This is a genomic window from Pseudomonas sp. G11-1, from assembly GCF_024031555.1.
Taxonomy (GTDB): domain Bacteria; phylum Pseudomonadota; class Gammaproteobacteria; order Pseudomonadales; family Pseudomonadaceae; genus Halopseudomonas; species Halopseudomonas bauzanensis.
Window position 1 is genome coordinate 45,721 of the sequence record NZ_QEYQ01000001.1, and the last position, 23,913, is coordinate 69,633.

At 56.2% G+C, this 23,913-nt stretch carries 25 protein-coding genes; 10 read left to right on the top strand and 15 right to left on the bottom strand.

The features are described 5' to 3' along the window. Positions 1-8: 8 nt before the first annotated feature. The 8 genes from rsxD to DHB74_RS00245 all read left to right on the top strand — a co-directional run bounded on the left by rsxD (position 9) and on the right by DHB74_RS00245 (position 5,950). Positions 9-1,076 (top strand): electron transport complex subunit RsxD, encoded by a 1,068-nt coding sequence (gene rsxD / locus DHB74_RS00210; protein WP_499160515.1) that lies wholly within the window; start codon positions 9-11, stop codon positions 1,074-1,076. A gap of 1 nt (position 1,077) precedes the next feature. Beyond that, positions 1,078-1,731 carry an electron transport complex subunit RsxG gene (gene rsxG, locus DHB74_RS00215; protein WP_499160516.1) on the top strand — a complete coding sequence of 218 codons (654 nt, stop codon included), beginning with the start codon at positions 1,078-1,080 and terminating at the stop codon, positions 1,729-1,731. Next, on the top strand, positions 1,724-2,440 hold the full coding sequence (locus DHB74_RS00220) for an electron transport complex subunit E (protein WP_036989528.1): 717 nt from the start codon (positions 1,724-1,726) through the stop codon (positions 2,438-2,440). Before rsxG ends, DHB74_RS00220 begins: the two co-directional genes overlap by 8 nt. Positions 2,441-2,442: 2 nt before the next feature. Then, entirely contained in the window at positions 2,443-3,078 is a 636-nt protein-coding gene (gene nth / locus DHB74_RS00225; protein ID WP_036989526.1) for an endonuclease III, read from the top strand. A 106-nt stretch (positions 3,079-3,184) separates the two neighbouring features. Continuing rightward, positions 3,185-3,370, top strand: a complete 186-nt coding sequence (locus DHB74_RS00230; protein ID WP_499160517.1) for a PA3496 family putative envelope integrity protein — start codon at positions 3,185-3,187, stop codon at positions 3,368-3,370. A 106-nt stretch (positions 3,371-3,476) separates the two neighbouring features. Beyond that, on the top strand, positions 3,477-3,689 hold the full coding sequence (locus tag DHB74_RS00235; RefSeq protein ID WP_499160518.1) for a DUF2061 domain-containing protein: 213 nt from the start codon (positions 3,477-3,479) through the stop codon (positions 3,687-3,689). 132 nt (positions 3,690-3,821) lie between these two features. Then, entirely contained in the window at positions 3,822-5,114 is a 1,293-nt protein-coding gene (locus DHB74_RS00240; RefSeq protein WP_499160519.1) for a serine/threonine protein kinase, read from the top strand. Beyond that, complete coding sequence (locus DHB74_RS00245; RefSeq protein ID WP_499160520.1) at positions 5,111-5,950, top strand: MlaA family lipoprotein; 840 nt, start codon at positions 5,111-5,113, stop codon at positions 5,948-5,950. The genes DHB74_RS00240 and DHB74_RS00245 overlap by 4 nt, the downstream gene beginning before the upstream one ends. Before the next feature lie 187 nt (positions 5,951-6,137). Here the strand turns inward: DHB74_RS00245 and DHB74_RS00250 are convergent, their stop codons facing one another. Both DHB74_RS00250 and DHB74_RS00255 read right to left on the bottom strand, forming a co-directional pair. Then, complete coding sequence (locus tag DHB74_RS00250; protein ID WP_499160521.1) at positions 6,138-6,587, bottom strand: YcgN family cysteine cluster protein; 450 nt, start codon at positions 6,585-6,587, stop codon at positions 6,138-6,140. A 2-nt stretch (positions 6,588-6,589) separates the two neighbouring features. Next, positions 6,590-6,844 carry a glutaredoxin family protein gene (locus DHB74_RS00255; protein WP_036989520.1) on the bottom strand — a complete coding sequence of 85 codons (255 nt, stop codon included), beginning with the start codon at positions 6,842-6,844 and terminating at the stop codon, positions 6,590-6,592. A 125-nt stretch (positions 6,845-6,969) separates the two neighbouring features. Between DHB74_RS00255 and DHB74_RS00260 the strand changes: the two genes are divergently transcribed. Next, the gene (locus DHB74_RS00260; RefSeq protein WP_499160522.1) at positions 6,970-8,298 is read left to right on the top strand and encodes a deoxyguanosinetriphosphate triphosphohydrolase; all 1,329 of its coding nucleotides are present in this window, start codon (positions 6,970-6,972) and stop codon (positions 8,296-8,298) included. Between the two features lie 533 nt (positions 8,299-8,831). Here DHB74_RS00260 and gloA read toward each other — a convergent pair. From gloA to DHB74_RS00310, 10 genes are all read right to left on the bottom strand, one after another. Next, positions 8,832-9,224 (bottom strand): lactoylglutathione lyase, encoded by a 393-nt coding sequence (gene gloA / locus DHB74_RS00265; RefSeq protein WP_036989518.1) that lies wholly within the window; start codon positions 9,222-9,224, stop codon positions 8,832-8,834. Between the two features lie 97 nt (positions 9,225-9,321). After that, the gene (locus DHB74_RS00270; RefSeq protein WP_499160523.1) at positions 9,322-10,539 is read right to left on the bottom strand and encodes an argininosuccinate synthase; all 1,218 of its coding nucleotides are present in this window, start codon (positions 10,537-10,539) and stop codon (positions 9,322-9,324) included. Between the two features lie 185 nt (positions 10,540-10,724). Next, positions 10,725-11,573, bottom strand: a complete 849-nt coding sequence (locus tag DHB74_RS00275; protein WP_499160524.1) for a flagellar protein MotY — start codon at positions 11,571-11,573, stop codon at positions 10,725-10,727. Between the two features lie 62 nt (positions 11,574-11,635). Then, the gene (locus DHB74_RS00280) at positions 11,636-12,205 is read right to left on the bottom strand and encodes an acetyltransferase (protein ID WP_499160525.1); all 570 of its coding nucleotides are present in this window, start codon (positions 12,203-12,205) and stop codon (positions 11,636-11,638) included. 11 nt (positions 12,206-12,216) lie between these two features. Further along, on the bottom strand, positions 12,217-13,158 hold the full coding sequence (locus tag DHB74_RS00285; RefSeq protein ID WP_499160526.1) for a UDP-glucose 4-epimerase family protein: 942 nt from the start codon (positions 13,156-13,158) through the stop codon (positions 12,217-12,219). 33 nt (positions 13,159-13,191) lie between these two features. Beyond that, complete coding sequence (locus DHB74_RS00290) at positions 13,192-15,618, bottom strand: CDP-glycerol glycerophosphotransferase family protein (RefSeq protein ID WP_499160527.1); 2,427 nt, start codon at positions 15,616-15,618, stop codon at positions 13,192-13,194. A gap of 81 nt (positions 15,619-15,699) precedes the next feature. Beyond that, the gene (tagD, locus tag DHB74_RS00295) at positions 15,700-16,161 is read right to left on the bottom strand and encodes a glycerol-3-phosphate cytidylyltransferase (RefSeq protein WP_499160528.1); all 462 of its coding nucleotides are present in this window, start codon (positions 16,159-16,161) and stop codon (positions 15,700-15,702) included. Positions 16,162-16,174: 13 nt separating this feature from the next. Then, complete coding sequence (locus DHB74_RS00300) at positions 16,175-16,936, bottom strand: hypothetical protein (protein ID WP_499160529.1); 762 nt, start codon at positions 16,934-16,936, stop codon at positions 16,175-16,177. Continuing rightward, positions 16,923-18,182: a LicD family protein gene (locus DHB74_RS00305; RefSeq protein WP_499160530.1), complete on the bottom strand. Its 1,260-nt coding sequence runs from the start codon at positions 18,180-18,182 to the stop codon at positions 16,923-16,925. The genes DHB74_RS00300 and DHB74_RS00305 overlap by 14 nt, the downstream gene beginning before the upstream one ends. A 660-nt stretch (positions 18,183-18,842) precedes the next feature. After that, the gene (locus tag DHB74_RS00310; protein ID WP_499160531.1) at positions 18,843-19,901 is read right to left on the bottom strand and encodes an MraY family glycosyltransferase; all 1,059 of its coding nucleotides are present in this window, start codon (positions 19,899-19,901) and stop codon (positions 18,843-18,845) included. Between the two features lie 221 nt (positions 19,902-20,122). Between DHB74_RS00310 and DHB74_RS00315 the strand changes: the two genes are divergently transcribed. Next, the gene (locus DHB74_RS00315) at positions 20,123-21,400 is read left to right on the top strand and encodes a T6SS phospholipase effector Tle1-like catalytic domain-containing protein (RefSeq protein ID WP_499160532.1); all 1,278 of its coding nucleotides are present in this window, start codon (positions 20,123-20,125) and stop codon (positions 21,398-21,400) included. Between the two features lie 84 nt (positions 21,401-21,484). Here DHB74_RS00315 and DHB74_RS00320 read toward each other — a convergent pair whose 3' ends face one another. The 3 genes from DHB74_RS00320 to DHB74_RS00330 are packed head-to-tail and all read right to left on the bottom strand — an operon-like array spanning position 21,485 to position 23,913. After that, positions 21,485-22,660 (bottom strand): DegT/DnrJ/EryC1/StrS family aminotransferase, encoded by a 1,176-nt coding sequence (locus tag DHB74_RS00320; RefSeq protein ID WP_499160533.1) that lies wholly within the window; start codon positions 22,658-22,660, stop codon positions 21,485-21,487. A 42-nt stretch (positions 22,661-22,702) separates the two neighbouring features. Further along, positions 22,703-23,320: an acetyltransferase gene (locus DHB74_RS00325; RefSeq protein WP_499160534.1), complete on the bottom strand. Its 618-nt coding sequence runs from the start codon at positions 23,318-23,320 to the stop codon at positions 22,703-22,705. Then, positions 23,317-23,913 carry a sugar transferase gene (locus DHB74_RS00330; protein WP_499160535.1) on the bottom strand — a complete coding sequence of 199 codons (597 nt, stop codon included), beginning with the start codon at positions 23,911-23,913 and terminating at the stop codon, positions 23,317-23,319. Before DHB74_RS00330 ends, DHB74_RS00325 begins: the two co-directional genes overlap by 4 nt.

Genomic DNA, 23,913 nt, shown 5'->3' on the forward strand with positions numbered 1-23,913 from the left:
AAGCAATAATGGCGGCCCCCATGAGCTCGCCCCACGCCCAGGGCAGCAACCGCACCCGGACCATCATGCTCCAGGTACTGGGCGCGACGCTGCCGGGCGTCGCGCTGATGACCTGGTTCTTCGGCTGGGGTAAGCTGATCAATATCCTGCTGGCCAGCGCCTGCGCCATCGGCTTCGAGGCCGCCATCCTGCGCCTGCGTCGCCGCCCGATCGGCTTCTACCTCAACGATGGCAGCGCCCTGGTCACCGCCTGGCTGCTAGCCCTGGCCTTGCCGCCTTATGCGCCCTGGTGGCTGGTACTGGTCGCCACCGGCTTTGCCATCACCTTCGGCAAGCACCTGTATGGTGGCCTCGGCCAGAACCCGTTCAACCCGGCCATGCTCGGCTACGCCATGGTGCTGGTGTCCTTCCCCATGGAAATGACCAGTTGGCCGGTATGGCGCGGCATCGAGCAACTGCAGCCGGCGTTCTCCCCCACCTTGGGGCTGATCGAAGGGCTGCAGCGCGTATTCACTCCCGGTAGTGCACCGGCGGATGGCTGGGCCACCGCCACCGCGCTCGATCTGCTGAAGAACAACACCGCGCTGACCATCGCCGAGCTGCATCAAGCACAGCCGGCCTTCGGCAGCATGGCCGGGCGCGCCTGGGAATGGGTCGCCCTCGCCTATCTGGCCGGCGGCCTGTATCTGCTCTACCGGCGCATCTACAGTTGGCACGCACCGGTGGGCATGCTCGGCGCGCTGGCCGTGATGAGCCTGCTGTTCTGGAACGGCTCCGGCTCAGCCTCCAACGGCTCACCGCTGTTTCATCTGCTCGGCGGCGCTACCATGCTCGGCGCCTTTTTCATCGCCACCGACCCGGTCACCAGCGCCACCAGCAACCGCGGACGACTGGTATTCGGCATCGGCATCGGCGTTCTGGTCTACGTGATTCGCGTGTGGGGCAACTATCCCGATGCGGTGGCCTTCGCCGTGCTGCTGATGAACCTCTGCGCACCGACTATCGACTACTACACCACCCCGCGCACCTACGGCCACCGCAAGGCCAAGCGCGGCCTGGGCAAGGGAGCGGAATGACATGGATTCTGTGACGACGCCCAGCCGCTCGGTACTGCGCAACAGCCTGATTCTCGGCCTGTTCGCCATCTTCACCGTCGGCCTGATTGCCGTGATCCAGCAGGGTACCGAGCAACGGATCATCGCCGAACAACAGCGCATGCAGATGCGCGCACTGAATGAGATACTGCCTGACGACCAGCATGACAACGAACTGCTGGACGATGCTTTCAGTATCGATGATCGCACCCATCTGGGCCTGCCCGGCCCCGCCACCGCCTGGCGTGCTCGCCAGGGCGGCCAGGTGTCGGCAGTAATCCTGCCGGTGGTGACCATGGACGGCTACAGTGGCCGCATTGACCTGCTGGTGGGTATTCGCGCCGATGGCGAGCTGGCCGGCGTGCGCGTGGCCAACCATCGGGAAACCCCCGGCCTGGGCGACAAGCTGGAGCTGGCCAAGGCTGACTGGATCCTCAGCTTCAATGGCAAGAGCCTGACCATGCCCGCGCCCGAGGGTTGGGCGGTGCGCAAGGACGGTGGCGACTTCGACCAGTTCACCGGCGCCACGATCACCCCGCGCGCCGTGGTGCAGGCGGTACACAAGGCGCTCATTTATTTCAGCGAGCACCGCGACACCCTGCTGCAATTGACGCCAGAGGAGCCTGCCCATGGCTGACAAGAAGCTGTCCGAACTGACCGCCGATGGCCTGTGGCACAACAACCCCGGGCTGGTACAGCTGCTCGGTCTGTGCCCATTGCTCGGTGTCAGCAGCACCGCGGTCAATGCCCTGGGCCTGGGCATCGCCACCATTCTGGTATTGGTCAGCTCCAACGTCGCCGTATCGCTGATCCGCAGTGCCGTGACGGACGCCGTGCGCCTGCCCGCCTTCGTCATGATCATCGCCTCGGTTACCACCTGCATCGAGCTGCTGATGCAGGCCTATACCTATGAGCTGTTCCTGATCCTCGGCATCTTCATTCCGCTGATCGTCACCAACTGCGTCATCCTCGGCCGCGCCGACGGCTTCGCCGCGAAGAACCCGCTGCTGCCCTCCGCCGTGGACGGTTTCATGATGGGTCTGGGCTTCGCCCTGGTATTGCTGGTGCTGGGCATGCTGCGCGAATTGCTCGGTCAAGGCACCCTGTTCGCCGACATGCACCTGCTGCTCGGCCCAATGGCTGCCGACTGGACCCTGGTGGTCTTCCCCAATTACAAGGAAGTGCTGTTCGTCATTCTGCCGCCCGGCGCCTTCCTGGTCATGGGGCTGCTGATTGCCCTGAAGAATGTCATCGATGCACAGATCAAGGCCCGTGCCGCGACCCGCGACAGTGCGCCCGTCGCTGCCGGCAGCAAGCGCGTGCGCGTTACCGGAACCATCAACTGATCATGAATAAAGAAAAACGCTACGAAATCTTCCGCCGCCTGCGCGAAGACAACCCCCACCCGACCACCGAGCTGAATTTCAACTCGCCCTTCGAATTGTTGATCGCTGTCATCCTCTCAGCCCAGGCTACCGATGTGGGCGTCAACAAGGCCACCGACAAGCTGTTTCCGGTGGCGAATACCCCCGAGGCCATCTATGCCCTGGGTGTCGACGGTCTGTCCGAATACATCAAGACCATCGGCCTGTTCAACAGCAAGGCCAGGAACGTCATCGAGACCTGCCGCCTGCTGATCGAACTGCACGGCAGTCAGGTACCGGACAACCGCGAAGCCCTCGAAGCGCTACCCGGCGTCGGTCGCAAAACCGCCAACGTGGTGCTCAACACCGCTTTCGGTCATCCAGTCATGGCCGTGGACACGCATATCTTCCGTGTCAGCAACCGCACCAACATCGCCCCCGGCAAGACAGTGCTGGAAGTCGAGAAGAAACTCATGCGCCATGTGCCCAAGGAATTTCTGATCGACGCGCATCACTGGCTGATTCTCCATGGCCGCTACGTATGCCGCGCCCGGACCCCGCAGTGCGGTAGCTGCCGCATCGAAGACCTCTGCGAATACAAGCACAAGACATCAGATTGACACCAGCTTGACTTTTCATCTCGCCCATAAAAAAAATCTATTTCCGCTTCCCTGAGACTCCCGCTATAAGGTGCGCAAATGGCATCTTCAATAGCGGAGTGGAGTTATGGCCAAAGCGAAAAGCGATATTGAACTGGATGAAGACGACTTCAGCGTCGAGGATGATGACGCCCCTGAAACCGATAATGACAACAGCAAGACAAGCTTGACCAAGCGCCGCCAGATCGATAACTATCTGGAAGAACGCCGCCTGCAAAAGCAACTGTCCGATTACGATTTCGACCTCGATTGATCTGATTGAAACTGTCGATCAGCCCGATTGACAAAGTTATGTTCTGAATTGTGCGTGGTGCACTTAAGATTGCGGAAACAGCAATGATTCCCATTTAGAGTGCACCATGACCAAAACCTTTACCTTCGCAGTAATGCATTTCACCATCACCTTCGGCGTTGTCTACGCCATCACCGGCAGCGTTCTGCTCGGCGGAGCGGTGGCGCTGATCGAACCGACGCTCAATACCGTCGCCTTCCACTTCCATGAGAAAGTCTGGCAACGCGTGGAACGCCGCCGCATCGTTCAACCCAACCTCCCCCCGGTTTTCCGCGCCTGACAAACTTCCGCCCCCTTCGCGGGCAAGCCGTTCCTACAAGCAAGCAGCCTAAGCAACGCGGAGTTCCGGCCAGAAAGGAACTAAATGCAATCAATTTGGGTATAGTTCATCAAGCCAACCGGGAATGTGCTCATGAATCGATACCTGCTGTTCTGCCTTATCCTGTTTCCCCTGCTGGGTAACCTTGCCCAGGCAGATGATAACTTCACCTACCCCGTGGACAACGCCTTCCTGGCGACCATTGCGGGTACGCCTTCGGCTCTAGCCGCGCCGGTGCCTGCGGAAGTGGATGTTCGCCAGACCGACCTCGCCGTCACCGTGATTCCCGAACGTTACCTGCCACCGGTACTGTCCCGCTATCGGCAACTGCATTACCGCCTGGCCTGGCAGGACAAGCCCGCCCCGTTGGTATTTCTCATCGCCGGCACCGGCTCCGGCTACAGCAGCCCCAACCTGGACTACCTGAAGCGTGTCTTCTGGCAGGCCGGCATGCACGTTATCGTATTGTCTTCACCCACCAACCACGACTTCATCGCCGCCGCCTCACGCAGCGGCCTGCCGGGTCTTGGGCTGAGTGATGCCCGCGACCTGCACACTGCCATGTCCATTGCCGCCGAGCATGCCCGTAACAAAAAGGGCCTGGAGATTACCGAATACCGCCTGGCCGGTTTCAGTCTCGGCGCACTCAACGCCGCCTTCGTTGCCCATCTCGATGAAGAGCTCCAGCAATTCGATTTCACCCGCACCCTGTTGCTCAACCCACCGGTCGATCTTTACGCCTCGATCAATCGCCTGGACGCCCTGGCGCGCACGCAGATTGATGGCGTCAGCAGCGGTAACAGCTTCTACGAGCATATCTTCGAGAAGCTCGCGCGCCACTTCGAGAGCGGCGTAACCGACATCGAAAGCAGCCTGTTTGCGGATATCCAGCGGTCCGACAATGCCCTGACCGATCCGGAACTGGCCATGCTGATCGGCGCGGTATTCCGCTTCGCTGCCGCGGACCTGAACTTCATGGCCGACGTCATTACCGAGGGCGGGCGCTACTCCCCGCCGCATGAAGAGCTCAAGGTCAGCACCTCGTTGACGCCTTATCTGCGCCGGGCGCTGTTCTGCGACTTCGGTTGTTATCTGGAAACCCAGCTGTGGCCGGTCTGGAGCAGCAACAACAAAGGCAAGACCATGGAAGACATGGCCTGGGAAACCAGCCTTTACAGCATTGAGCCCTTTCTCCGGACCAACCCGGATATCGCCGTGCTGACCAATGCCGATGACTTCATCCTGACCGAGGAAAACTATCACTTCCTCGCCGACACTTTCGGCGAGCGCGCCTTCTTGTATCCCCGCGGCGGCCACGGCGGCAATCTGCGACACCGGGATGTGGTTCTGCAGATGTTGAAATTCATGGGAGGGAACGCACAATGATCCGACTCAGCCCCAGCCTGCTCGTCGCCGGCACCCTGCTGACCAGCCTGGCAGTGCACGCACAGACTGCCGAGACCGAGGGCAGCCGCGACACGCTCGAAGGCTCCGGCGTTGCAACTCAGGCGCAAACTGCCAATGCCGTACCCTCATACCGTGACGCACTCGATGGCCTGACCATCGATACCGAAGGCACTAATTATCAGTTCGAGCGCTCCAGCCTGGATGCGCTGAAAATCCACGACCCCATCGAAGGCTTCAACCGTCGAGTGTATCGTTTCAATGGTCAGTTCGATGAGTACGTCTATCTGCCAGTGGTAGGCGCCTATGAGTGGGCCACACCGCGCTTCGTGCGCACCGGCGTATCCAACGTCTTCGCCAACCTCGCCGACGTGCCCAACCTGGCCAACAGCCTGGCCCAGGGCAAACTCAAGAAAGGCGCGCGCACCACCGCTCGGCTGCTGTTCAATACGACCCTCGGCGTACTCGGCCTGTTCGACGTCGCCAAGGCCATGGGCCTGCCCCAGGAATCGGAAGACTTTGGCCAGACTCTGGGTTACTACGGCGTCCCCACCGGACCCTACCTGGTCCTGCCCCTGCTCGGCCCCTCCACCCTGCGTGACACCGCCGGCAAAGCAGTGGATTGGTCCATCGAAGACGCCGCCGCATACCTCGACAACCGCCGCTACATGAACCAGCACCCCTGGTCATACGGCCTCTACGCCGTCAACCTGCGCTACATCAACGGCTTCCGCTACGGTTCGTTGGACAGCCCGTTCGAGTATGATCAGGTTCGGTATTTCTACATCAAATTGCGGGAACTGCAGATTCGGCGGTAGGCAAACGCAGCAAGCCCGAGCTTTATTGTAGGAGCGGCGCCCCGCCGCGCGCCTGGGAGAATCGAGTTACCCTCGACCCTAAGAACGCAGGCCCCCTGGGACGGTCGAGCACCAGCTCGACCAAACGTCTCCGGCAACTCCCCGGTCGAGCAGGTGCTCGACCATCCCAGGAAAACCATCCAGTGCCTCAAACCCGGAAGATAATATGCTCTTCCCAGTCATCATCAGCCACACTCCCCTCAGCTATCATCCGCCCGGCCTGGGAAATGCCTGATTTGTGAACGGCATCCCGATCACCACACACCAGATGATGCCACGGCGGCAGGTCCTCGCCCTCGGCTACCAGCCGATAGGCGCACGTCGGCGGCAGCCAGGCGAATTCTTCCGCCGTAGCCGGGGTCAGTTGTACGCAATCGGGCACGTGCTTGCGCCGGTTCGTATAATCACTGCACCGGCAGCTGTTCAGGTCCAGCAGCTTGCACGCCACCCGTGTGTAATAGATCGACGCCGCATCATCCTCGTCCTCCAGCTTCTGCAGGCAACACAGCCCACAGCCATCGCACAGGGATTCCCACTCCTGCTGGTCCATCTGCTCCAGCGTCTTGCGCTTCCAGAAAGCCGACACTCGCTGCGCCATGGTCAGCCCTCCTCGCCCAGAGCATCTGCCAGCCAGTCCAGCAGCTGACTCAAACTGAACGGCCAATCCAGCTCCGCCCCGGTATCCTCACGACGCAGCACCGGAATCCGCAGCTCATACCGCGCCAGCAACTCCGGCGACTCGACGATATCCACCTGCCGCACGACAATGCCGTTACCCTCCAGCGGACGGGTCAGGTGCAGGCATTCCTCGCACAGATGGCAGGCGGTGGTTCCAAACAGGGTCAACACAGTCATGGCAATTCCGAAAACAGGCGGGACAGTGCGCATTCTACCCCGGAACGAAGACCGGCTGAATGACTCCGCGCCCTTGGCAGCCCAGCGGCGTTGTCACATACTCGACTGCTCTGATTGGAGGCTCTATGGATTGGCAAACACTGTTGTGTCGCGAACGGCTGGGCAAGCCCGTCGCCAGCGCCGAAGAACTCGGGCGCACCCCCTTCCACAAGGATCACGACCGGGTGATCTTCTCCGGCGCCTTCCGCCGCCTGGGCAAGAAGACTCAGGTACATCCGGTATCCAGCAATGACCACATCCACACACGTCTCACCCACAGCCTGGAGGTCAGCTGCGTAGGCCGTTCCCTGGGGATGCGCGTCGGTGAGATGCTGCGCGACGAACTGCCGGACTGGTGTGCGCCCGCCGACCTGGGTGTGATCATCCAGGCCGCCTGCCTGGCCCATGACATCGGCAATCCGCCCTTTGGCCATTCGGGCGAAGATGCTATCCGCCACTGGTTCCACAAGGCCGCGCGGCAGGGTTGGCTCGACCCGTTGAGCGATACCCAGCGCCTGGACTTTCTTAACTTCGAGGGCAATGCGCAGGGCTTTCGCGTACTCACCGAGCTGGAATATCACCAGTTCGACGGCGGCATGCGTCTGACCTATGCCACTCTCGGCGCCTATCTGAAATACCCGTGGACGTCGCAACACGCCGCAGCCCAGGGCTACAAGAAGCACAAGTTCGGCTGCTATCAGGCTGAATACCCGCGGCTGGTACAGATCACCGACAAACTCGGCCTGCCCCTGCAGAGTGACCAATGCTGGGCCCGCAGCCCGCTGGTCTATCTGGTCGAGGCCGCTGATGATATCTGCTACGCGCTGATCGATCTGGAAGACGGCATGGAAATGGAGCTGCTCAGCTACAGCGAAGTGGAGCGCCTGCTGCTGGACCTGGTCGGTGATGACCTGCCGGAAACCTACCGCCAACTCGGCCCCCGCGACTCTACCCGGCGCAAGTTGGCGATCCTGCGGGGCAAAGCGATCGAGCATCTGGTCAATGCCGCGGCCGAGACCTTCATAGAACAGCAATCGGCACTGCTCACCGGCACGCTGCCGGCTGATCTGGTCAGCCATATGCCCGACGCTGCCCAGCGCTGCGTACTGGAAGCCAAGAGCATCGCCCGCCACAAGATATTCCAGGACAAGCGCAAGACCCTGCATGAGATCGGTGCCTACAGCACCCTGGAGACATTACTTGAAGCCTTCTGCGGCGCAGTCAACGAGCAGCAGTCAGGGGAGAACCTGAGCTTCAAGCACAGACGGATTCTGGATCTGCTGGGCAATAATGCCCCGAGGGAGGATTGGGATCTGTACGCCAGTTATATGCGCGTCATCGACTTCATTGCCGGCATGACAGATCTGTATGCGGCGGATATGGCTGCCAGGATCAGAGGCATCAACCCAGGTTGATACCCGGACAAGGCCAGCGGGCTTCCCCTGGGAGTGTCAAGCACCTGCTTGACACAGGTGCACCCGCCACCTCCGCGGTCGAGCTAGTGCTCGACCATCCCAGGGTCCAGCCCCCGGTCATCCCAAGCCACCCCCTGGGAGTGTCAAGCACCAGCTTGACACAGGCGTACCCGCCACCTCCGCGGTCGAGCTAGTGCTCGACCATCCCAGGGTCCAGCCCCCGGTCATCCCAAGCCACCCCCTGGGAGTGTCAAGCACCAGCTTGACACAGGCGTACCCGTCACCTCCGCAGTCGAGCTGGTGCTCGACCATCCCAGGGTTCAATCCCGGACATCCCAAGTCACCACCTGGGAGTGTCAAGCACCAGCTTGACACAGGCGTACCCGCCACCTCCGCAGTCGAGCCAGTGCTCGACCATCCCAGGGGAAACTCCCGAACATCCCGAGTCGCCCCCCTGGGAGTGTCAAGCACCAGCTTGACACAGGTGTACCTGCCACCTCCGCGGTCGAGCTAGTGCTCGACCATCCCAGGGTTCAATCCCCGCGACTGGGCGACAACAGCTCGATCTTGTACCCGTCCGGGTCTTCAACAAAGGCCAGAATGCTCGCACCGTGCAGCATCGGGCCGGCTTCGCGCACCACCTTGCCGCCACTCGCACGGATCTGCTCACAGGCCTTGTACACGTCATTCACCTCAATGGCGATGTGCCCATAGCCAGTACCCAGGTCATAGCTGGCGGTATCCCAGTTGTGGGTCAGTTCCAGCACCGAGTTCTCCGCCTCATTGCCAAACCCGACAAAAGCCAGAGTAAAACGCCCCTCCGGATAATCCTTGCGACGCAGCAGGGTCATCCCCAGCACTTCGGTATAAAACGCAATGGACTTATCCAGATCGCCCACACGGAGCATGGTATGCAATAAGCGCATGCTGATTCTCCTCAGGTTGGTTATCACGGCAGCAGCCTGCCGGTGCCAACACAAAGGTTAGCACCGGGCGGTTACTTTAGGATGATGGCGCAGTTGATCAGATCAGCTTGCGACCCTTGTTGGCAGCAATGCGCAGACGCAGTGCATTCAGCTTGATGAAGCCCGCCGCGTCGGCCTGATCATAGGCACCGGCATCGTCTTCGAAGGTAGCGATATTGGCATCGAACAGCGAGTCATCGGACTTGCGACCGACCACGATCACATTGCCCTTGTACAGCTTCAACCGCACCACGCCATTCACGCTCAGCTGGGAGGCATCGATCATCTCCTGCAGCATCACGCGCTCTGGGCTCCACCAGAAGCCGTTGTAGATCAGCTCGGCGTACTTGGGCATCAGGCTGTCCTTCAGGTGGGCAACCTCACGGTCCAGAGTGATCGACTCGATGGCGCGGTGGCCCTTGAGCATAATGGTGCCGCCGGGGGTTTCGTAGCAGCCGCGGGACTTCATGCCGACAAAGCGGTTCTCGACGATATCGAGACGACCAATACCATTCTCGCCACCCACCTTGTTCAGATAGGCCAGCACTTCCGCCGGAGACATTTCCTTGCCGTCGATGGCAACGATGTCGCCCTTGCGGTAGCTCAGCTCGATGTAGGTAGCCACATCCGGCGCCGCTTCAGGCGACTTGGTCCAGCGCCACATGTCTTCTTCATGCTCGGCCCAGGTATCCTCCAGCACACCGCCCTCGTAGGAGATGTGCAGCAGGTTAGCGTCCATCGAGTACGGCGACTTCTTCTTGCCATGGCGCTCGATCGGAATGTTGTGCTTCTCGGCGTAGTCCATCAGCTTCTCGCGGGACAGCAGGTCCCACTCACGCCAGGGCGCAATCACTTTCACGCCCGGCTTCAGCGCATAAGCGCCCAGCTCGAAACGCACCTGGTCGTTACCCTTGCCGGTGGCGCCATGGGAAATGGCATCAGCACCGGTCTCATTGGCGATCTCGATCAAGCGCTTGGCGATCAGCGGACGGGCAATGGAGGTACCGAGCAGGTATTCACCTTCGTAAACGGTATTGGCGCGGAACATCGGGAATACGAAGTCACGCACAAACTCTTCGCGCAGATCATCAATGTAGATTTCCTTCACGCCCATCGCCTGGGCCTTGGCGCGCGCCGGCTCGACTTCCTCGCCCTGCCCCAGGTCAGCGGTGAACGTGACCACTTCGCAACCGTAGGTATCTTCCAGCCACTTGAGGATTACCGAGGTATCCAGACCGCCGGAATAGGCCAGGACGACTTTTTTTACATCAGTCATTACGCGCTCCATTGATGAAGGTTACCGGCGCAGCGAAGGGCACCAGCCAAAGGCAGTCATTCTACCGTTCGGGACGGAGTATTTACAGGGGCTGACCAACAAAGGGCACGACCGGCAAGCCCAATACACCTACAGGAAGCATCAATATTGTGGGAGGCACCACATCACCAGCCGGCAAACACCAATCACTCGCGCTCCAGCCGCAGCGTCACCCGTCGATTCTTCGCCCGCCCCTCGGCACTGCTGTTGGCCACCACCGGATACCGCTCACCGTGAAAACGGTTAATGAACAGCTCTTCATCCACACCGCGCTCGACCAGATAACCCTGCACCGCCAACACCCGCTGCCGCGACAGCTCCCGGTTGAGCAAGCGATCTCCGCTGGCGTCCGAGTGCCCATCGAGCAGAATCCGGCTCACCTCCGGGTCCGCCTCGATATAGGCCAACGCCGCATCCAGCATCTGCCGCGCCCGCGCATCCAGCCCCGCACCACCGGAAGGAAAACCAATCGCGCTGCGGGAAATCTGATCGATATTCATTGGCAGCAGTCCAGTGGCACAGGCCTGAAACTCATCCCACGCCTGCCGGTAACCGACGCTGGAGACCACCACCCTAATCTGCCCCGCATCGCTGATGCTGCTGCGCTGAATGGTCGGCTGCAACCCGGCCGACAACCCCGCCAGCATCTGCCCCGCCTGCTGATAGGGCAAGCGCAGCACCGTCGACCCATTACTGATGGTGCCGGAACCCACCAGCTGTGCCGCTGTGCCCGGTCGCCACGGCGGCGCATCATTGAACAACTGCGCCGGCCCCGGCCGCATCAGATTGCTCCAGGCCGACAACTCGAACACCGGCCGCTCCCCCGCCCGCCGCACAAACATCGCCTCCCCATAACCATCAACGTTCTGGCTGAGACGACACTCGAACTTATCCCCCTCCACCGTCCACTCCACATTCTCCATGCGAGTCTGGAAAGTCAGGGCCTGGGCAGGCAAGGCAAGGCCCAGCAACAAAGCGATGGAAAGGCGTGGCAAAAGGAAAGCTCCCGCATCAACGGCTACAGGAACCACATCGGCGGGAGATGGGGAAACTTTAGTTAATACAGAGCAGTACCGGGCGGCACCTGGTTCCCTTCGGCAACCTGCACGTTATAGCCGCAGCATGACCCAACCTGCAAAAAGGCCCGCGCACCGACCACTACACCCCCGGCAAGTTGCACACCCACACCGATGTGCGAAAGGTCACCCATTTTCACATCATGATCCACAGTGGCATTGGTATTAATGATTACACCCTTGCCCACCTCGGCGGCCGAGCCAACCACCGCCCCAGCCAACACCGCAGTCCCCGCTCCAACGCTGGCTGACGGGCTGACCCAGGCTCTGGGATGCACCACAGAGGCCAGCGCGAGACCATGCCGTTCGATCGACTCGATCCACTGCTCTCGCACAGCGTTATTACCCACCGCCGCAATGGCCCCCTGGCAAAGCTCAGCCACCTTGCCAATATCCGCAACCTTTCCCATCACCTTGCAACCCAGTGACTCTTCGATCTGCGGCCATGCATCATCAAGGAAAATGACCGACTCCCATTCCCCCTGAAGTAACGCCGCTTCGGCAACCGACCTACCGTGTCCGCCTGCTCCTAATATCAGTAAAGTCCGCATGTCCTTATCTCTCACCCATTAGTAACATCGAAGCAGTGACGCAATCCTTGCTCCAGGCTGTAGGGCGGATCCCAGCCCAACACACTTCTCGCTTTACTGATATCAACCTGCAGAGAGCCCAGCAACCGTTGTGCTGTTACCTGCTTACCAAGGACAGAAGCCACAACGAGCAGAAGCCCAGCCGGTACCGGGACCAGGCGAGTGGTCCGCCCCATCGCCCGCCCCACCTCGCGCAAGAGCTCAGTAGTGGATATATCTTCGCCGTCTCCGACAAGAAACACTTCATTGGCCGCAGCCGGATGGGTAATACAGACCGTAATCAGGTCCAGAAGATTATCTAATCCAACCAGCGTTCGCTTGTTATGCACAGCCCCAAGCGGCAGAGGTGTCCCTTTTGCCACCCACCTTACCAACGCACCAAAGTTGCCTGGCGCATTGGCGCCATATGTCAAAGGGGGGCGAATGATGACCAACTCCATGCCTGTTTCCCTTTGCAAGTCCCAGAGACCTTGCTCCGCCTCCCATTTAGACAATGCGTATGGTCCAGCTGGGTTGGGGTCATCCTGCTCGGTAAACGGGCGCGAACTGGACGCGCCGTTTACGCCAATTGAACTGATAAATACAAAGCGCTTAACACCTGCAGCCGCAGCCTGACGGGCGAGATTCAACGTGCCGATTACATTGACCTGCCGACATTCGGCCAAAGGATCGGACGTACCACTCTCCTTGAGGACATGGGCACGTCCCGCAGTGTGAATCACCACCTGCTGCCCCTGGAGAGCAGTTGACCAATCTGTTTCTGCGCCCAGGCCACCCATGACGAAAACAGGAACATGCTGGATAGCGCAGGGAGAGCGTACTGCTGCAGATACCGCCACACCACCAGTGTCGGCAAGCCGCGCAAGCAACGCGGTTCCAATAAAGCCGGTCGCGCCAGTTAGCAGGATATTCATCACCCCTCCTCTGATACCGCGAACCTTACCCAGCTAGTCATTGAAGAATGCATCCATCATCCTCTCGCCGGCCATTTCATAGTATTTCTCAGGACTAAAATTCAATAACCTATTGGACTCTTTCCCCACGGATAACATTGCACTTGCAAAGCTCTGCACATCAGGCTTTACCACCAAGCACCCTGTATCCTGAAGCACTTCTCTAACGGCAGGAATATCACTCCCAATACAATAGGTGCCCAGACTCATAGCTTCCATCAAAACCAGACCCTGCCCCTCATAGAGGGAGGGAAACACCAAACAGTCAGCCCGCCGCATCAATGGGTAAGGGTTATCAACGTGTCCCGTAAAAATAACCTGATCGTAAACTCCTAATTCCGCCGCAGCAGAAACAAGGCTTTTAGAAATCCCACCGTCCCCTACGATCACGAGCACGGCATCTTCGTTCTGTTTCGCGACCAGGCTGAAAGATTCCAGCAACATATGCAGATTTTTTTCAACAGAAAGCCGAGACACTGAAATATAAACCATAGAGCTTTCCGGAATGCTAGCCAACTCTGGACATAGCACCTCCAGCGGCAGCATTGATTTCTCAGCGACCATATTAAAATCAACCAAGTTCGGTATTGATATACAAACCGCACCCTTATAATGGTCAGCCAGACTACTCTCGTTTACTTCCTTGATTGCTCCAGAAACAGAAGCGACCCTATCGAAAAACTGGTAATTATAAAAAACCTGCCGCAGATACTTGTGCCCTCTCAATGAGTTATCTGCTTCAGCCTTCATATCACTATGCTGATAGATAATTTTCCTGCCCGCAGGAATAGCCGATACAAATCTGGACCAATAATAAGAATAACCGGAGAAATCCACCACGCAATCAAGCCTAGCTTCTGGCAAATGACGCATTACCTCCCTGTCGAACATCCTCCGCAAGACGCTCTCATCGACAGAGGAAAACTCATTGAAACGAGAAGTAAACTTCTTTAGCGCCAAATACTCAGATGATTTTCGAGAACCAACCTGGCTTATAAAAATCACCTTCGCATTCTGAACGATAAACTCCAGATTTTGTTTAAAGGAAGCTATACCTTTTTCGTGTTTAGGGTCCACCACCACGTAGACATCGCATTCGATATGCGCCAAGAAAGAAAGCAAGCTTTTGAAAGCAGAGGTAATACCGTTTGCCTTTAACGACCCTGGAAAGATCAATATTGATTTTTTATCTCGGCTTTTAGGCAGATTATTCATTCCACCGAATGCCAGATCAACTACTCGATCGGAGGCGCCGCCATCCTCTTTAGGCAAAAAACGCGACATCATATTGCCATAAAGCGGGTAAGCTGATGGCCTCTTTAGCTTTCTAACTTCGTCGACCAGGCTATTAGCGGAGTACACAACAGAGCAGGGTAGTTCTGACAATTCTACATACATCCCCCGTTCAAGCCGGTAAGCCTCATAATCTGGGACATAAAGAACAACTGGCCTATCAAGCACTAAAAAGTCTACCAATATACTGGAGTAGTCTGAGATAAGAACATCCACTACCTGCAACAACTCATTTATATCGATAGTATCCGGAACCATATTTACCTGAAGGTTCCTTTCTTTCACACTTTTTCTAGTCAGGTGATGCAAGGACACAAATATTTCGTACTCTTGCCCCAAGCTTTTTTCTAAAGCTTGCAGTGCCTGGAGCTGGTCATCGATCTGAGAAGACACTGAGAATATAGATCCACGCCAAGTAGGTGCGTACAGTAGAACACGCTTCCCTTCTCCAACCCCCAGTCTTCTTAGAACATCTCCCCTACTGGCCGTTATCGTCAAATCGACCCTAGGCGACCCAACATAGTATACATTTCCTTTGTAACAAGCTGCTCCATACGCACGAACAACGTTATCAAACTCATACTCCCCAGCCACAGGAATAATATCAGCAACATTGAAGTTTCGCTGCGTATTCATAGAGTGAATCGCAGCCTGATCAATATCCAAGCCGAGCCTTTTTAATGGTATACCGTGCCAGGTGTTAATAAAAACCTGTTTATTTTTTTTCACAAAAAATGGAAGGAAGTTTGAGTTACATATAAGATATTTAGCAGTTAAGAGCGCATCTGCATACTCCTTGCTATCATGCTCCACAAAATCGACATTGACATTATCTGCAACATCATCAGGCGTAGACACCCCTTTATTCTTTACCCAAACGACCTTAAGGTCTGGGCGCCGCCTGACCATCGCCTTATATATCGCATAAGGGTCACCACCAACTTTCCTCCCCCAAAAACAATCAAAAAACGCCATATTTTCATCAACGTCGGTGAGGTCGAAATTCTTCACATAGTGGTGCGCAACCAGCTTTCTATGCAGCACCCTTCGCATCCCCAACGCGGTCCTAACGGCATTTAGCGTCTTATGAGAAATGTACTCATACGTCGAATTATCTCTTAACAGCACATCTCTCTCCTTGAACCTCCTTAGGAAAGAGAACACCGCACGCCTAAAATTAAAAGCCATAAAAACTCCCTTTCGCTCCCACTATTCCAAATCCCGACGCAGCAATTCTAAAACCTCAAATGCCTTCTTTAAATCATCTGGTGAAATAGACAAAAATCTCTTAAGGGATCTTTTCAGTTCTGTAGTTGAAATGTTTTTTGTGCGCGGCATATAAACCACTTCACAGTACTCGCTCAGGAAATCGAATTTCCCTTGCCAGTCATCCCCAATAGCAAACACGTTAACATCGTAATGCTGCACATCTAGAATCTTCTGATCCCAACATGTTTCAGGGATAACCATGTCCACGCAATCGATGGCCTCTACGATTGCAGCGCGCTGCTCGTATGGAATGAGCGTCTTCTTTCCTTTTTGGGAATTAAACTCATCTGCGGAAACGGCGACAATCAGCCTATCGCCCATCTCGGCGAGGCGCCGTAAAAGTTTAAGGTGTCCTATATGGAACATATCAAACGTCCCATAGGTGATAACTGTCTTTCCCATCAAAAACCCCGGATCACGGTATAAGCTTTATAATATAAAGGCTTTCAACCGAAAAACGGTTCAAAGCCTGAAACACCATTCTGGAAACCAGCAATAGAAATATGGCGGCATATACACCCATATCAAAATAAATGAGCTCTATCGCTAGAACAGCAAAAACCAACAAAAAATTCGCTGATGACACATAATCGATAAACTGACGCCTGTGCAGCTTGAGGAATGTCAAACGATCATGATCTGCAGCGTCAAAAGCATAGGCATGAAACAGCCACAGATTCAAATACAACAGCAGTAACCAAGATACTGCAACCATCGGATCAAGAACGAGGGCAAAAGCAACTGAAACACCTATTAACCCTGCTTCTGAGAAGGCCTTGGAGACATGGTTGTGTGCTTTTTTTACATGGTTGTTCGGTATCTTTTTACCGCTAATCAGCAACTCGTTTTTGCCAAAACGCATTATATGAAAATCTATAAGCCAGCGATAAACGATACCCAAGCCAATAAATGCCCCATAAATGACGGGTACCAGCACACAAAGTAGGAGAAGAATATCGTTTTGCTCCATGCTCTGCGGAAAAATATCAAAGTAGCTAGGCACTTCCCCAGAGTGGATGATAATAAAAATCTTGAGTGGCAGAAAAAATGCCGCCAGTTGGCAAACCCGGGAAACAGCCAACGCCGCGCAGCCAACAACAAAGGCAACAACGGACACTCTACTAAAGCCTAAAACTGCACTAACGACGCTACGCAAGTATCCATTAAGGGCGGTCATGGCGCACACGCTCTGCTGAGGGTTGTAGCTGCTGGAAACTACGAACCACTTTAAGCCCCCCTTCCTGCTCAATAGTCACGCCCGAAGCAATAAGCGTTCTACGTAACTTCTGCGCCTGCTGCCCATCATTGGCAGAAAAGACCGCAAGCCGCTTCAAAAATAGAGCGACGGACAAGAAGTTACGCGATACAACCAGGTTAGGCGTACCTGTGGTGCAATCAAAATCCTTTACTGGCGTCTTCCAGTCACCGTAGTTTTCGGCCAGATAGCGATCGGCATCTTCCGGTATATATACCGGAACACCTTCCAACTCACCTCGCGCCAGTGCAAATGGAGAATTCTCCCAACGATGAATGATGGAGCCGTGCCAACAGCTGCCGTTTTCTGTGTAATGGATGAATACATCCAGGTTGAGACCATTTTGATGTATCAGCTTGACCAGCGCTGGCACCTTTACCAGACGCAGGTGCCCCTCTGCATCTTGGGTAATATCAATGTGGTGGTCGACTTTCTTGGTGACAAAGCGGGAGTGGGCGTCCAACGTAGCAATCAGATTGTCTACCGAAACGCTTTCACCATGAATACCAATATCAATGTCGTAATCGTGGGCAAGGAATCCTCCCTCCCGGTGCAGTCCCAGAAACGTGCCCGACACCAGGTACCAGCGCCACTGCTCCAGCGGTAAAGCGTCGGCAAAGTCTTGCAGCGCTTCCACGGCATCGCGCTTGGAAAAATCATCCTTGCGGTCAATATCAGCTGCCAGCGCTGGCGGCGGACAAGCTGGAAGAGCAGCCAAGGCGCGATCTGCCTCGTCATAGAATCCGGTTACCTGCTGATTCAGGTAGAACCCGCGCCTGTCTTGCTCCAATAAGCCATGTAGGTCAGCCGCATGGATATAGAGCAGGTCGGTGGAGTACACAGAGTCGCTCAAGCGCTTGCGGTACCGTTTTATGAAACGCTCCAGTCCCGCACGCTCTTGGGAGCTGGTCTCCATGGTGAAATCAAAGAATGGGTCTTCAAATACGTTCAGCTTTGGGAATACGCGCCCCGCAAACCAGCCCGCACGACGGAACGCCAATCGAAAATCATCTCGGATAAAGTCGCGTCGCAATAATCCACCCACAGCGGAGGATTGTGAGAACAGACAACCCCCTAGCCAAGCAAACGCACCCAGAATATAGCGAGATAGAGCCGAATGCCGACGGTTGAGATAACGCAGCAACCGATAGCTCTTATTGAATTGCATGAGCAACACTCTCTAATACAAAACTCTTGAAACTGTCCATTCCCCCAACGGAAGCTCTGTCAGAGAATCCCCGCATGGTTTGGCCCTGATAGACAGCCAAAGACGGCTCTGCGAATTCCTGCCACACATCTCTGGTTAGGCCTACCGGCGGTGAGCTTGGAGGCCATGCGGGGTGAAGCAAGGCATCATCGGCGAGTTGAAATTTCATGATGTCATTTACACGGAACACAGGAGGTCTGCAGGAGATCAGATGGCCATTCAAAATAGGCGTGAAATCATAACGTAATATAAGCTGATGTATATTCAACGGCATGGGAGTGACCTTGTCGCAACCAGCGAGCTTGGCGCTAGTCGGCCAGGCTCACCTACAGTGAGCCTGATAAGCCCGCTTACCGTGACTAACCACAATGCCTCGACGCGGTCGATCTCACAATCCGTCGACGCACGCTTATATTGGACGAGAGGCATGGTACTCCTTTATCCGACAACAAATAAGAAAATCTGCATCCGCAGACCAGCGACCATACCTTATCGAGCCACAAACTAGCGGCCGACCCAAAAATTCTCTTACTGCAACGGACTAATCCTAACGGCAGCATTTACAACGGCAAACGAGCCCATGTGCGCTCAAATGCACACAGGCGACACAATTAGGGATGGTCAGTTTTGTATTTTTTCTTGTCTACCGCAGCCCAGCCTGAGCATCCCCAGGCTTGCAACTGCAAAAAGAATTGCAAACAGAACCGGACCCGAATGTGGCACACGATTAGCCAACCAGGATACCGGCACCAGAACAAACAGCATCACTGCGCCGTAACCCAAGGTAACCGGCAGGTGTCGCCCAGCAAAGCGGACCGTCAACTTCTGGTAAGCATGCAGCCGATGGGCAGCGAATATGTTCTGATGGGTGACAAAGCGCACAATCAATGTGGTTGTAGCATCGGCAATGAACAATGTCAGCAGGATGATCCAGCTCCACATGCTGACCGACGACTGCGCCGCAGACAGCAGCATCATGAAGCCGATAATAAAGCCAAGGAAGCCACTACCACCATCGCCCATGAATATCTTGGCCGGAGGCCAGTTCAGAATGGTGAATCCCAGGACCGCAGCCAGGATAAACAGACAGATCCACGCCCACTGTCCGTAGCCCAAATACCAGAAGTTCAACGCCATGCCAGCGAACAGCACCAACCCCTGAACCGCGGCCAGACCGTCAATGCCATCCATGAAATTATAGAGATTGATCAACCATACCCAGCTCAGCACCAACAGCGGCCACAGCAAAAATGCGACCGCGCTGTCCACTTCCATCCCGAACAACGAGAACACTGGCAATCGTGGAATCGACCACATGCCGACAATAACCACAGCAAAATGTGCGCACAAACGCAGCTTGGCCGAAACATCACCAAAATCATCCCACACGCCGAGCGCCAGCATCATGAAACCGAGGGATATAAAGGCAAGCATCGAAGAGTCCGGCACCCAATCCAGCACCGAAAACAGAACGCCCAGAATGATGGACATGGAAGCGATGGCGATGCCACCACCATGGGGAGTTGGGATAGTGTGCGAGCAGCGCTCACTCGGGTGAACCAGTGCGTTTCTCCGCATCGCCCAGGAACGTACGGCGACGGTAAGCCCAGCGGCCCCGATAACCACCGATAACATCATCAAACAAAGCGCGACAGACAGCGAAACAGGCGTAAGGTTCATGACACAATCCGAAAAATTTCCGCATTGTAACATACTGTGAAGTGATGGCAACGAGCCACTCAATGGGTCACCCTTTCCTGATCAAAAGATTATATTGTTGTGAGAGCCAACCTTAACTCCGGGCCTAAGAACAGCTGGCTTCCTCCCCCGTAGTGGGTATTGCAAAACCCATCCTGAACTTCTTATATGAAACGCTTGCTCCCAATGACAAGGACCAAGTCATGCCCCAACGCCGGCTCATCCTCTGCCTGGACGGCACCTGGAACTCCAACGACAAAAGCACCAAGGTAACCAACGTCGTCAAACTCCTGCGCTCCATCCCACCGGTCGCGGGCGACGGCACCAGCCAGATCCTCTACTACGGCCGCGGCGTCGGCACCGCCAAGGGTGACAAGATGCGCGGCGGCTTCAGCGGCGCGGGGCTGGACAACAATGTCATCGACGGCTACCGCTTCCTTGGCAATAACTACCAGCCGGGGGACGAGATCTACCTCTTCGGTTTCTCAAGGGGCGCCTATACTGCGCGCAGCCTGGCAGGATTGATCAACCTCGCCGGCATATTCCATCCGTCCTGCCTCGGCAAGCCATTGGAGCAGCTGCTCGATATTCGCCGATCAGACCAGCATTCTGATAGCGACGCAAGAAAAAGCGCCATCGCCACGATAGATAATCTAGAACGCTACGAACAGGTAAGCATCAAATGCGTAGGGGTCTGGGACACCGTCGGCTCACTGGGTATTCCCGGCGACTGGGCAAAGACACTCTCTTTCGCGTCCCGTTGGTACTTCCATGATGTCCACCTGGGCCCGCATATTGAAGTCGCCCTGCACGCCCTGGCCATCGACGAAAAGCGCGCCGCCTTTCCGCCTACCCTATGGGAGAAACCCATAGGCCAACCGCTACCGCCGGGCCAGATAGTCGAGCAGGTCTGGTTCTCCGGAGTACACTCCAACATAGGCGGCTCCTATCCCGACAGCGACCTATCCGACATCACCCTCGACTGGATGATCAAACGCCTCCGCGTTCACACCGGCCTGGCGATCGACATACACGACGTAACCCTGGACGCCAGCCGCCCCATGAAAGAACGTATCAAAGGCAAAGGTATCGAAAGCCGAACATTGCTGTACCGCGCCATGCTCAGCCATACCTACCCCTACCTGCGCACCCTCTGCAACGTCCTTACCCCGCCCACCGGCAAACTCGACGGCCTGATTCGCGACCATGTCAGCCTCGCAAACAGCCGGCGCAATTCACCCAAGCCAGGGGAAGAAACCGTCAACGAACGCCTACACATCTCCGCCCTGCAACGCTGGCAACTGCAGCACGTACAGCATGACGCGCCTGCGGACAAAGACACCAAACCAACACCCTATCGACCACCCAACCTGACCGCCGTAATCAAACAGGCGCAGGCTCAGCCATCCGCGATCATCCCCGTGGTCGATTGGAACGGTGAACTGATACCACCAGAAGACGTACCCTGGCCGATGCTGTAATTCTCGGGCGTCAGAAACAACAAAGCCACTGCCTGCAGAAGCAGAGCAGCGGCTTTGTTAAGACAATATGATTAAAGAGGCTAATTAAACCCCCGCCTCTCTCATCACCTCATCAATTGCGGCGCAGGTCTTCCTGATCTCATCCTCAGTTAACGTCGGATGCACCAGGAACATCAAGCTGGTTTCCCCCAGCTCCCGCGCCACCGGCAGGCGCTCAGCCGGACGCCAACCGGTATTATCGAAAGCCTTTTCCAGATACACCTCAGAACATGACCCCTGAAAACACGGCACACCCCGGGCTACAATCTCCTCAAGCACCCGATCCCGCGTCCAGCCTTCAGCCAACTGTTCCGGGCGCACCTGCACATAGCACTTGTAGTGCGCATGAACGTAATCAGCAGTCAGCATAGGTACCCGCAGGGCCGCATGCTGGCGGCAGGCTTCCCAGATCCGCTCCGCGTTACGTGTACGGGCAGCAGTCCAATCGGCCATACGCTTGAGCTGAATGCGACCAATCACCGCCTGAACTTCAGTCATCCGCCAATTGGTACCAAAGCTCTCATGCAACCAACGAAAACCCGGCGGGTGCTCTCGCTCATAAATGGCATCCCAGGATTTACCATGGTCCTTGTATGACCACATACGCTTCCACAGGTCCCGGTCGTTGGTAGTCACCATGCCACCCTCACCACCGGTGGTCATGATCTTGTCCTGACAGAACGACCACGCACTGATATGGCCAATCGAGCCAACAGCACGCCCCTTGTAGCGCGCACCATGGGCCTGCGCGCAATCCTCGATCACATACAGCCCGCGCTCCTGTGCCAACGCCATGATCGGGTCCATATCACAGGACCAACCGGCCAGATGCACACAGATCACCGCCTTGGTGCGCTCGGTCAGTACCGCACGCACAGTCTCAGCAGTAATGTTCTGCGAATCAGCATCCACATCTGCGAAAACCGGTACGGCTCCGGCGGTAACAATGCTGGAAGCCGAAGCCAGGAATGTACGTGACGTCACCACCACCTCATCACCCGGCCCAATCTCCAGCGCCTTCAATGCCAAGTCGAGCGCTACCGTGCCATTGGTCAACGCAACGGCATACTCAGAATCGGCCCAGGCAGCAAACTCCTTCTCAAACTCGCGGCCTTCCTGGCCTGTCCAGTAATTAACCTTATTGGACAGCAACACATCACGCGCAGCATTGGCTTCTTCCTCAGTGAAGGAAGGCCAGGGAGAAAAAGGAGTGTTAAGCATGGAGAAAACCTTCTAATGAAGAAAACCAGAATTAATCAACAACTACCGCACCCTCGCCGGCACACCAGCCACGACGCAGGCATCAGGAATATCCGACACCACCGCAGCCCCCGCACCAACCACAACATCGCAGCCGACCCGAGCCAACTGTCGCACAGAGCTGCCAATACCCACCCAACTGCGATCACCCACGCAAACCCCGCCCGCAAGGTGTGCGCCAGGACTCACATGCACCGCATCACCAAGAACGCAGTCATGATCAATCGTCGCACCGGTATTGATGATCCCGCCGTTACCAATACGGCAATCCACATTCACCACAGCACCCGCAAATAGAACCGAACCAGCACCAATCACCGCATAACGGCTCACGACTGCGGCCGGATGCACCAACACCGGCAACGTCGCCCCCTGCTCAGACAACGCGCGCAGCTTGGCTTCTCGTACACTGTTGTTACCGATGGCAACCAGCACACCATCAAAATCCCCAACGCGGGCCAACAATGAATCCGTATTACCGATGACAAACCAAGCACCATTGCTCTGCTTCTCCGGCCAGGCATCATCAAAAAAACTGACAGACTCCCAACCGCATAGCTCAGCGCAGTCAGCCACCACTTTGCCATGGCCACTGGCACCCAGAATCGCCAGTCGCTTCATGAACCGTTACCAGTGAATTTCGACATAGTCGCTTCACCATCAGCGCTGATGCCATCGCGCACCACCACCTTCTTGACCGTCAGAAACAGAATTTTGATATCCAACCATAGGGATCGGTTGTCGACATACCACACATCCAGCTTGAATTTCTCATCCCAACTGAGCGAGTTCCGACCATTGATTTGCGCCCACCCCGTTACACCCGGGCGAGCTTCATGGCGGCGGTATTGCTCAGTGGAATACAAGGGCAGGTATTCCATCAATAGCGGACGCGGGCCGACCAGACTCATATCACCCTTGAGCACATTCCACAGCTCCGGCAATTCATCCAGGCTGGACGAACGCAAAAACTGGCCGAACGGCGTCATACGCTCGGAGTCAGGCAGAGGATTACCGGCAGCATCAACAGCATCCTTCATGGTGCGGAATTTAACCATTTCGAAGGGTTTGCCATTCAAACCGGGGCGTACCTGGCGAAACAGTACCGGAGAGCCCATTTTGCGGCTGATTTGCCATGCAACGATTGCAATCACTGGAGACAGAAGCAACAAAGCTATTGCCGAGGCAACCACGTCGAATATACGTTTCAACAT

What these genes read in the sequence shown, in the direction of transcription:
- rsxD (WP_499160515.1), top strand. Translation starts at nt 9, where the DNA reads ATGGCGGCCCCCATGAGCTCGCCCCACGCCCAGGGCAGCAACCGCACC.
- rsxG (WP_499160516.1), top strand. Translation starts at nt 1,078, where the DNA reads ATGGATTCTGTGACGACGCCCAGCCGCTCGGTACTGCGCAACAGCCTG.
- DHB74_RS00220 (WP_036989528.1), top strand. Translation starts at nt 1,724, where the DNA reads ATGGCTGACAAGAAGCTGTCCGAACTGACCGCCGATGGCCTGTGGCAC.
- nth (WP_036989526.1), top strand. Translation starts at nt 2,443, where the DNA reads ATGAATAAAGAAAAACGCTACGAAATCTTCCGCCGCCTGCGCGAAGAC.
- DHB74_RS00230 (WP_499160517.1), top strand. Translation starts at nt 3,185, where the DNA reads ATGGCCAAAGCGAAAAGCGATATTGAACTGGATGAAGACGACTTCAGC.
- DHB74_RS00235 (WP_499160518.1), top strand. Translation starts at nt 3,477, where the DNA reads ATGACCAAAACCTTTACCTTCGCAGTAATGCATTTCACCATCACCTTC.
- DHB74_RS00240 (WP_499160519.1), top strand. Translation starts at nt 3,822, where the DNA reads ATGAATCGATACCTGCTGTTCTGCCTTATCCTGTTTCCCCTGCTGGGT.
- DHB74_RS00245 (WP_499160520.1), top strand. Translation starts at nt 5,111, where the DNA reads ATGATCCGACTCAGCCCCAGCCTGCTCGTCGCCGGCACCCTGCTGACC.
- DHB74_RS00250 (WP_499160521.1), bottom strand. Translation starts at nt 6,587, where the DNA reads ATGGCGCAGCGAGTGTCGGCTTTCTGGAAGCGCAAGACGCTGGAGCAG.
- DHB74_RS00255 (WP_036989520.1), bottom strand. Translation starts at nt 6,844, where the DNA reads ATGACTGTGTTGACCCTGTTTGGAACCACCGCCTGCCATCTGTGCGAG.
- DHB74_RS00260 (WP_499160522.1), top strand. Translation starts at nt 6,970, where the DNA reads ATGGATTGGCAAACACTGTTGTGTCGCGAACGGCTGGGCAAGCCCGTC.
- gloA (WP_036989518.1), bottom strand. Translation starts at nt 9,224, where the DNA reads ATGCGCTTATTGCATACCATGCTCCGTGTGGGCGATCTGGATAAGTCC.
- DHB74_RS00270 (WP_499160523.1), bottom strand. Translation starts at nt 10,539, where the DNA reads ATGACTGATGTAAAAAAAGTCGTCCTGGCCTATTCCGGCGGTCTGGAT.
- DHB74_RS00280 (WP_499160525.1), bottom strand. Translation starts at nt 12,205, where the DNA reads ATGCGGACTTTACTGATATTAGGAGCAGGCGGACACGGTAGGTCGGTT.
- DHB74_RS00285 (WP_499160526.1), bottom strand. Translation starts at nt 13,158, where the DNA reads ATGAATATCCTGCTAACTGGCGCGACCGGCTTTATTGGAACCGCGTTG.
- tagD (WP_499160528.1), bottom strand. Translation starts at nt 16,161, where the DNA reads ATGGGAAAGACAGTTATCACCTATGGGACGTTTGATATGTTCCATATA.
- DHB74_RS00300 (WP_499160529.1), bottom strand. Translation starts at nt 16,936, where the DNA reads ATGACCGCCCTTAATGGATACTTGCGTAGCGTCGTTAGTGCAGTTTTA.
- DHB74_RS00305 (WP_499160530.1), bottom strand. Translation starts at nt 18,182, where the DNA reads ATGCAATTCAATAAGAGCTATCGGTTGCTGCGTTATCTCAACCGTCGG.
- DHB74_RS00310 (WP_499160531.1), bottom strand. Translation starts at nt 19,901, where the DNA reads ATGAACCTTACGCCTGTTTCGCTGTCTGTCGCGCTTTGTTTGATGATG.
- DHB74_RS00315 (WP_499160532.1), top strand. Translation starts at nt 20,123, where the DNA reads ATGCCCCAACGCCGGCTCATCCTCTGCCTGGACGGCACCTGGAACTCC.
- DHB74_RS00320 (WP_499160533.1), bottom strand. Translation starts at nt 22,660, where the DNA reads ATGCTTAACACTCCTTTTTCTCCCTGGCCTTCCTTCACTGAGGAAGAA.
- DHB74_RS00325 (WP_499160534.1), bottom strand. Translation starts at nt 23,320, where the DNA reads ATGAAGCGACTGGCGATTCTGGGTGCCAGTGGCCATGGCAAAGTGGTG.
- DHB74_RS00330 (WP_499160535.1), bottom strand. Translation starts at nt 23,913, where the DNA reads ATGTTGAAACGTATATTCGACGTGGTTGCCTCGGCAATAGCTTTGTTG.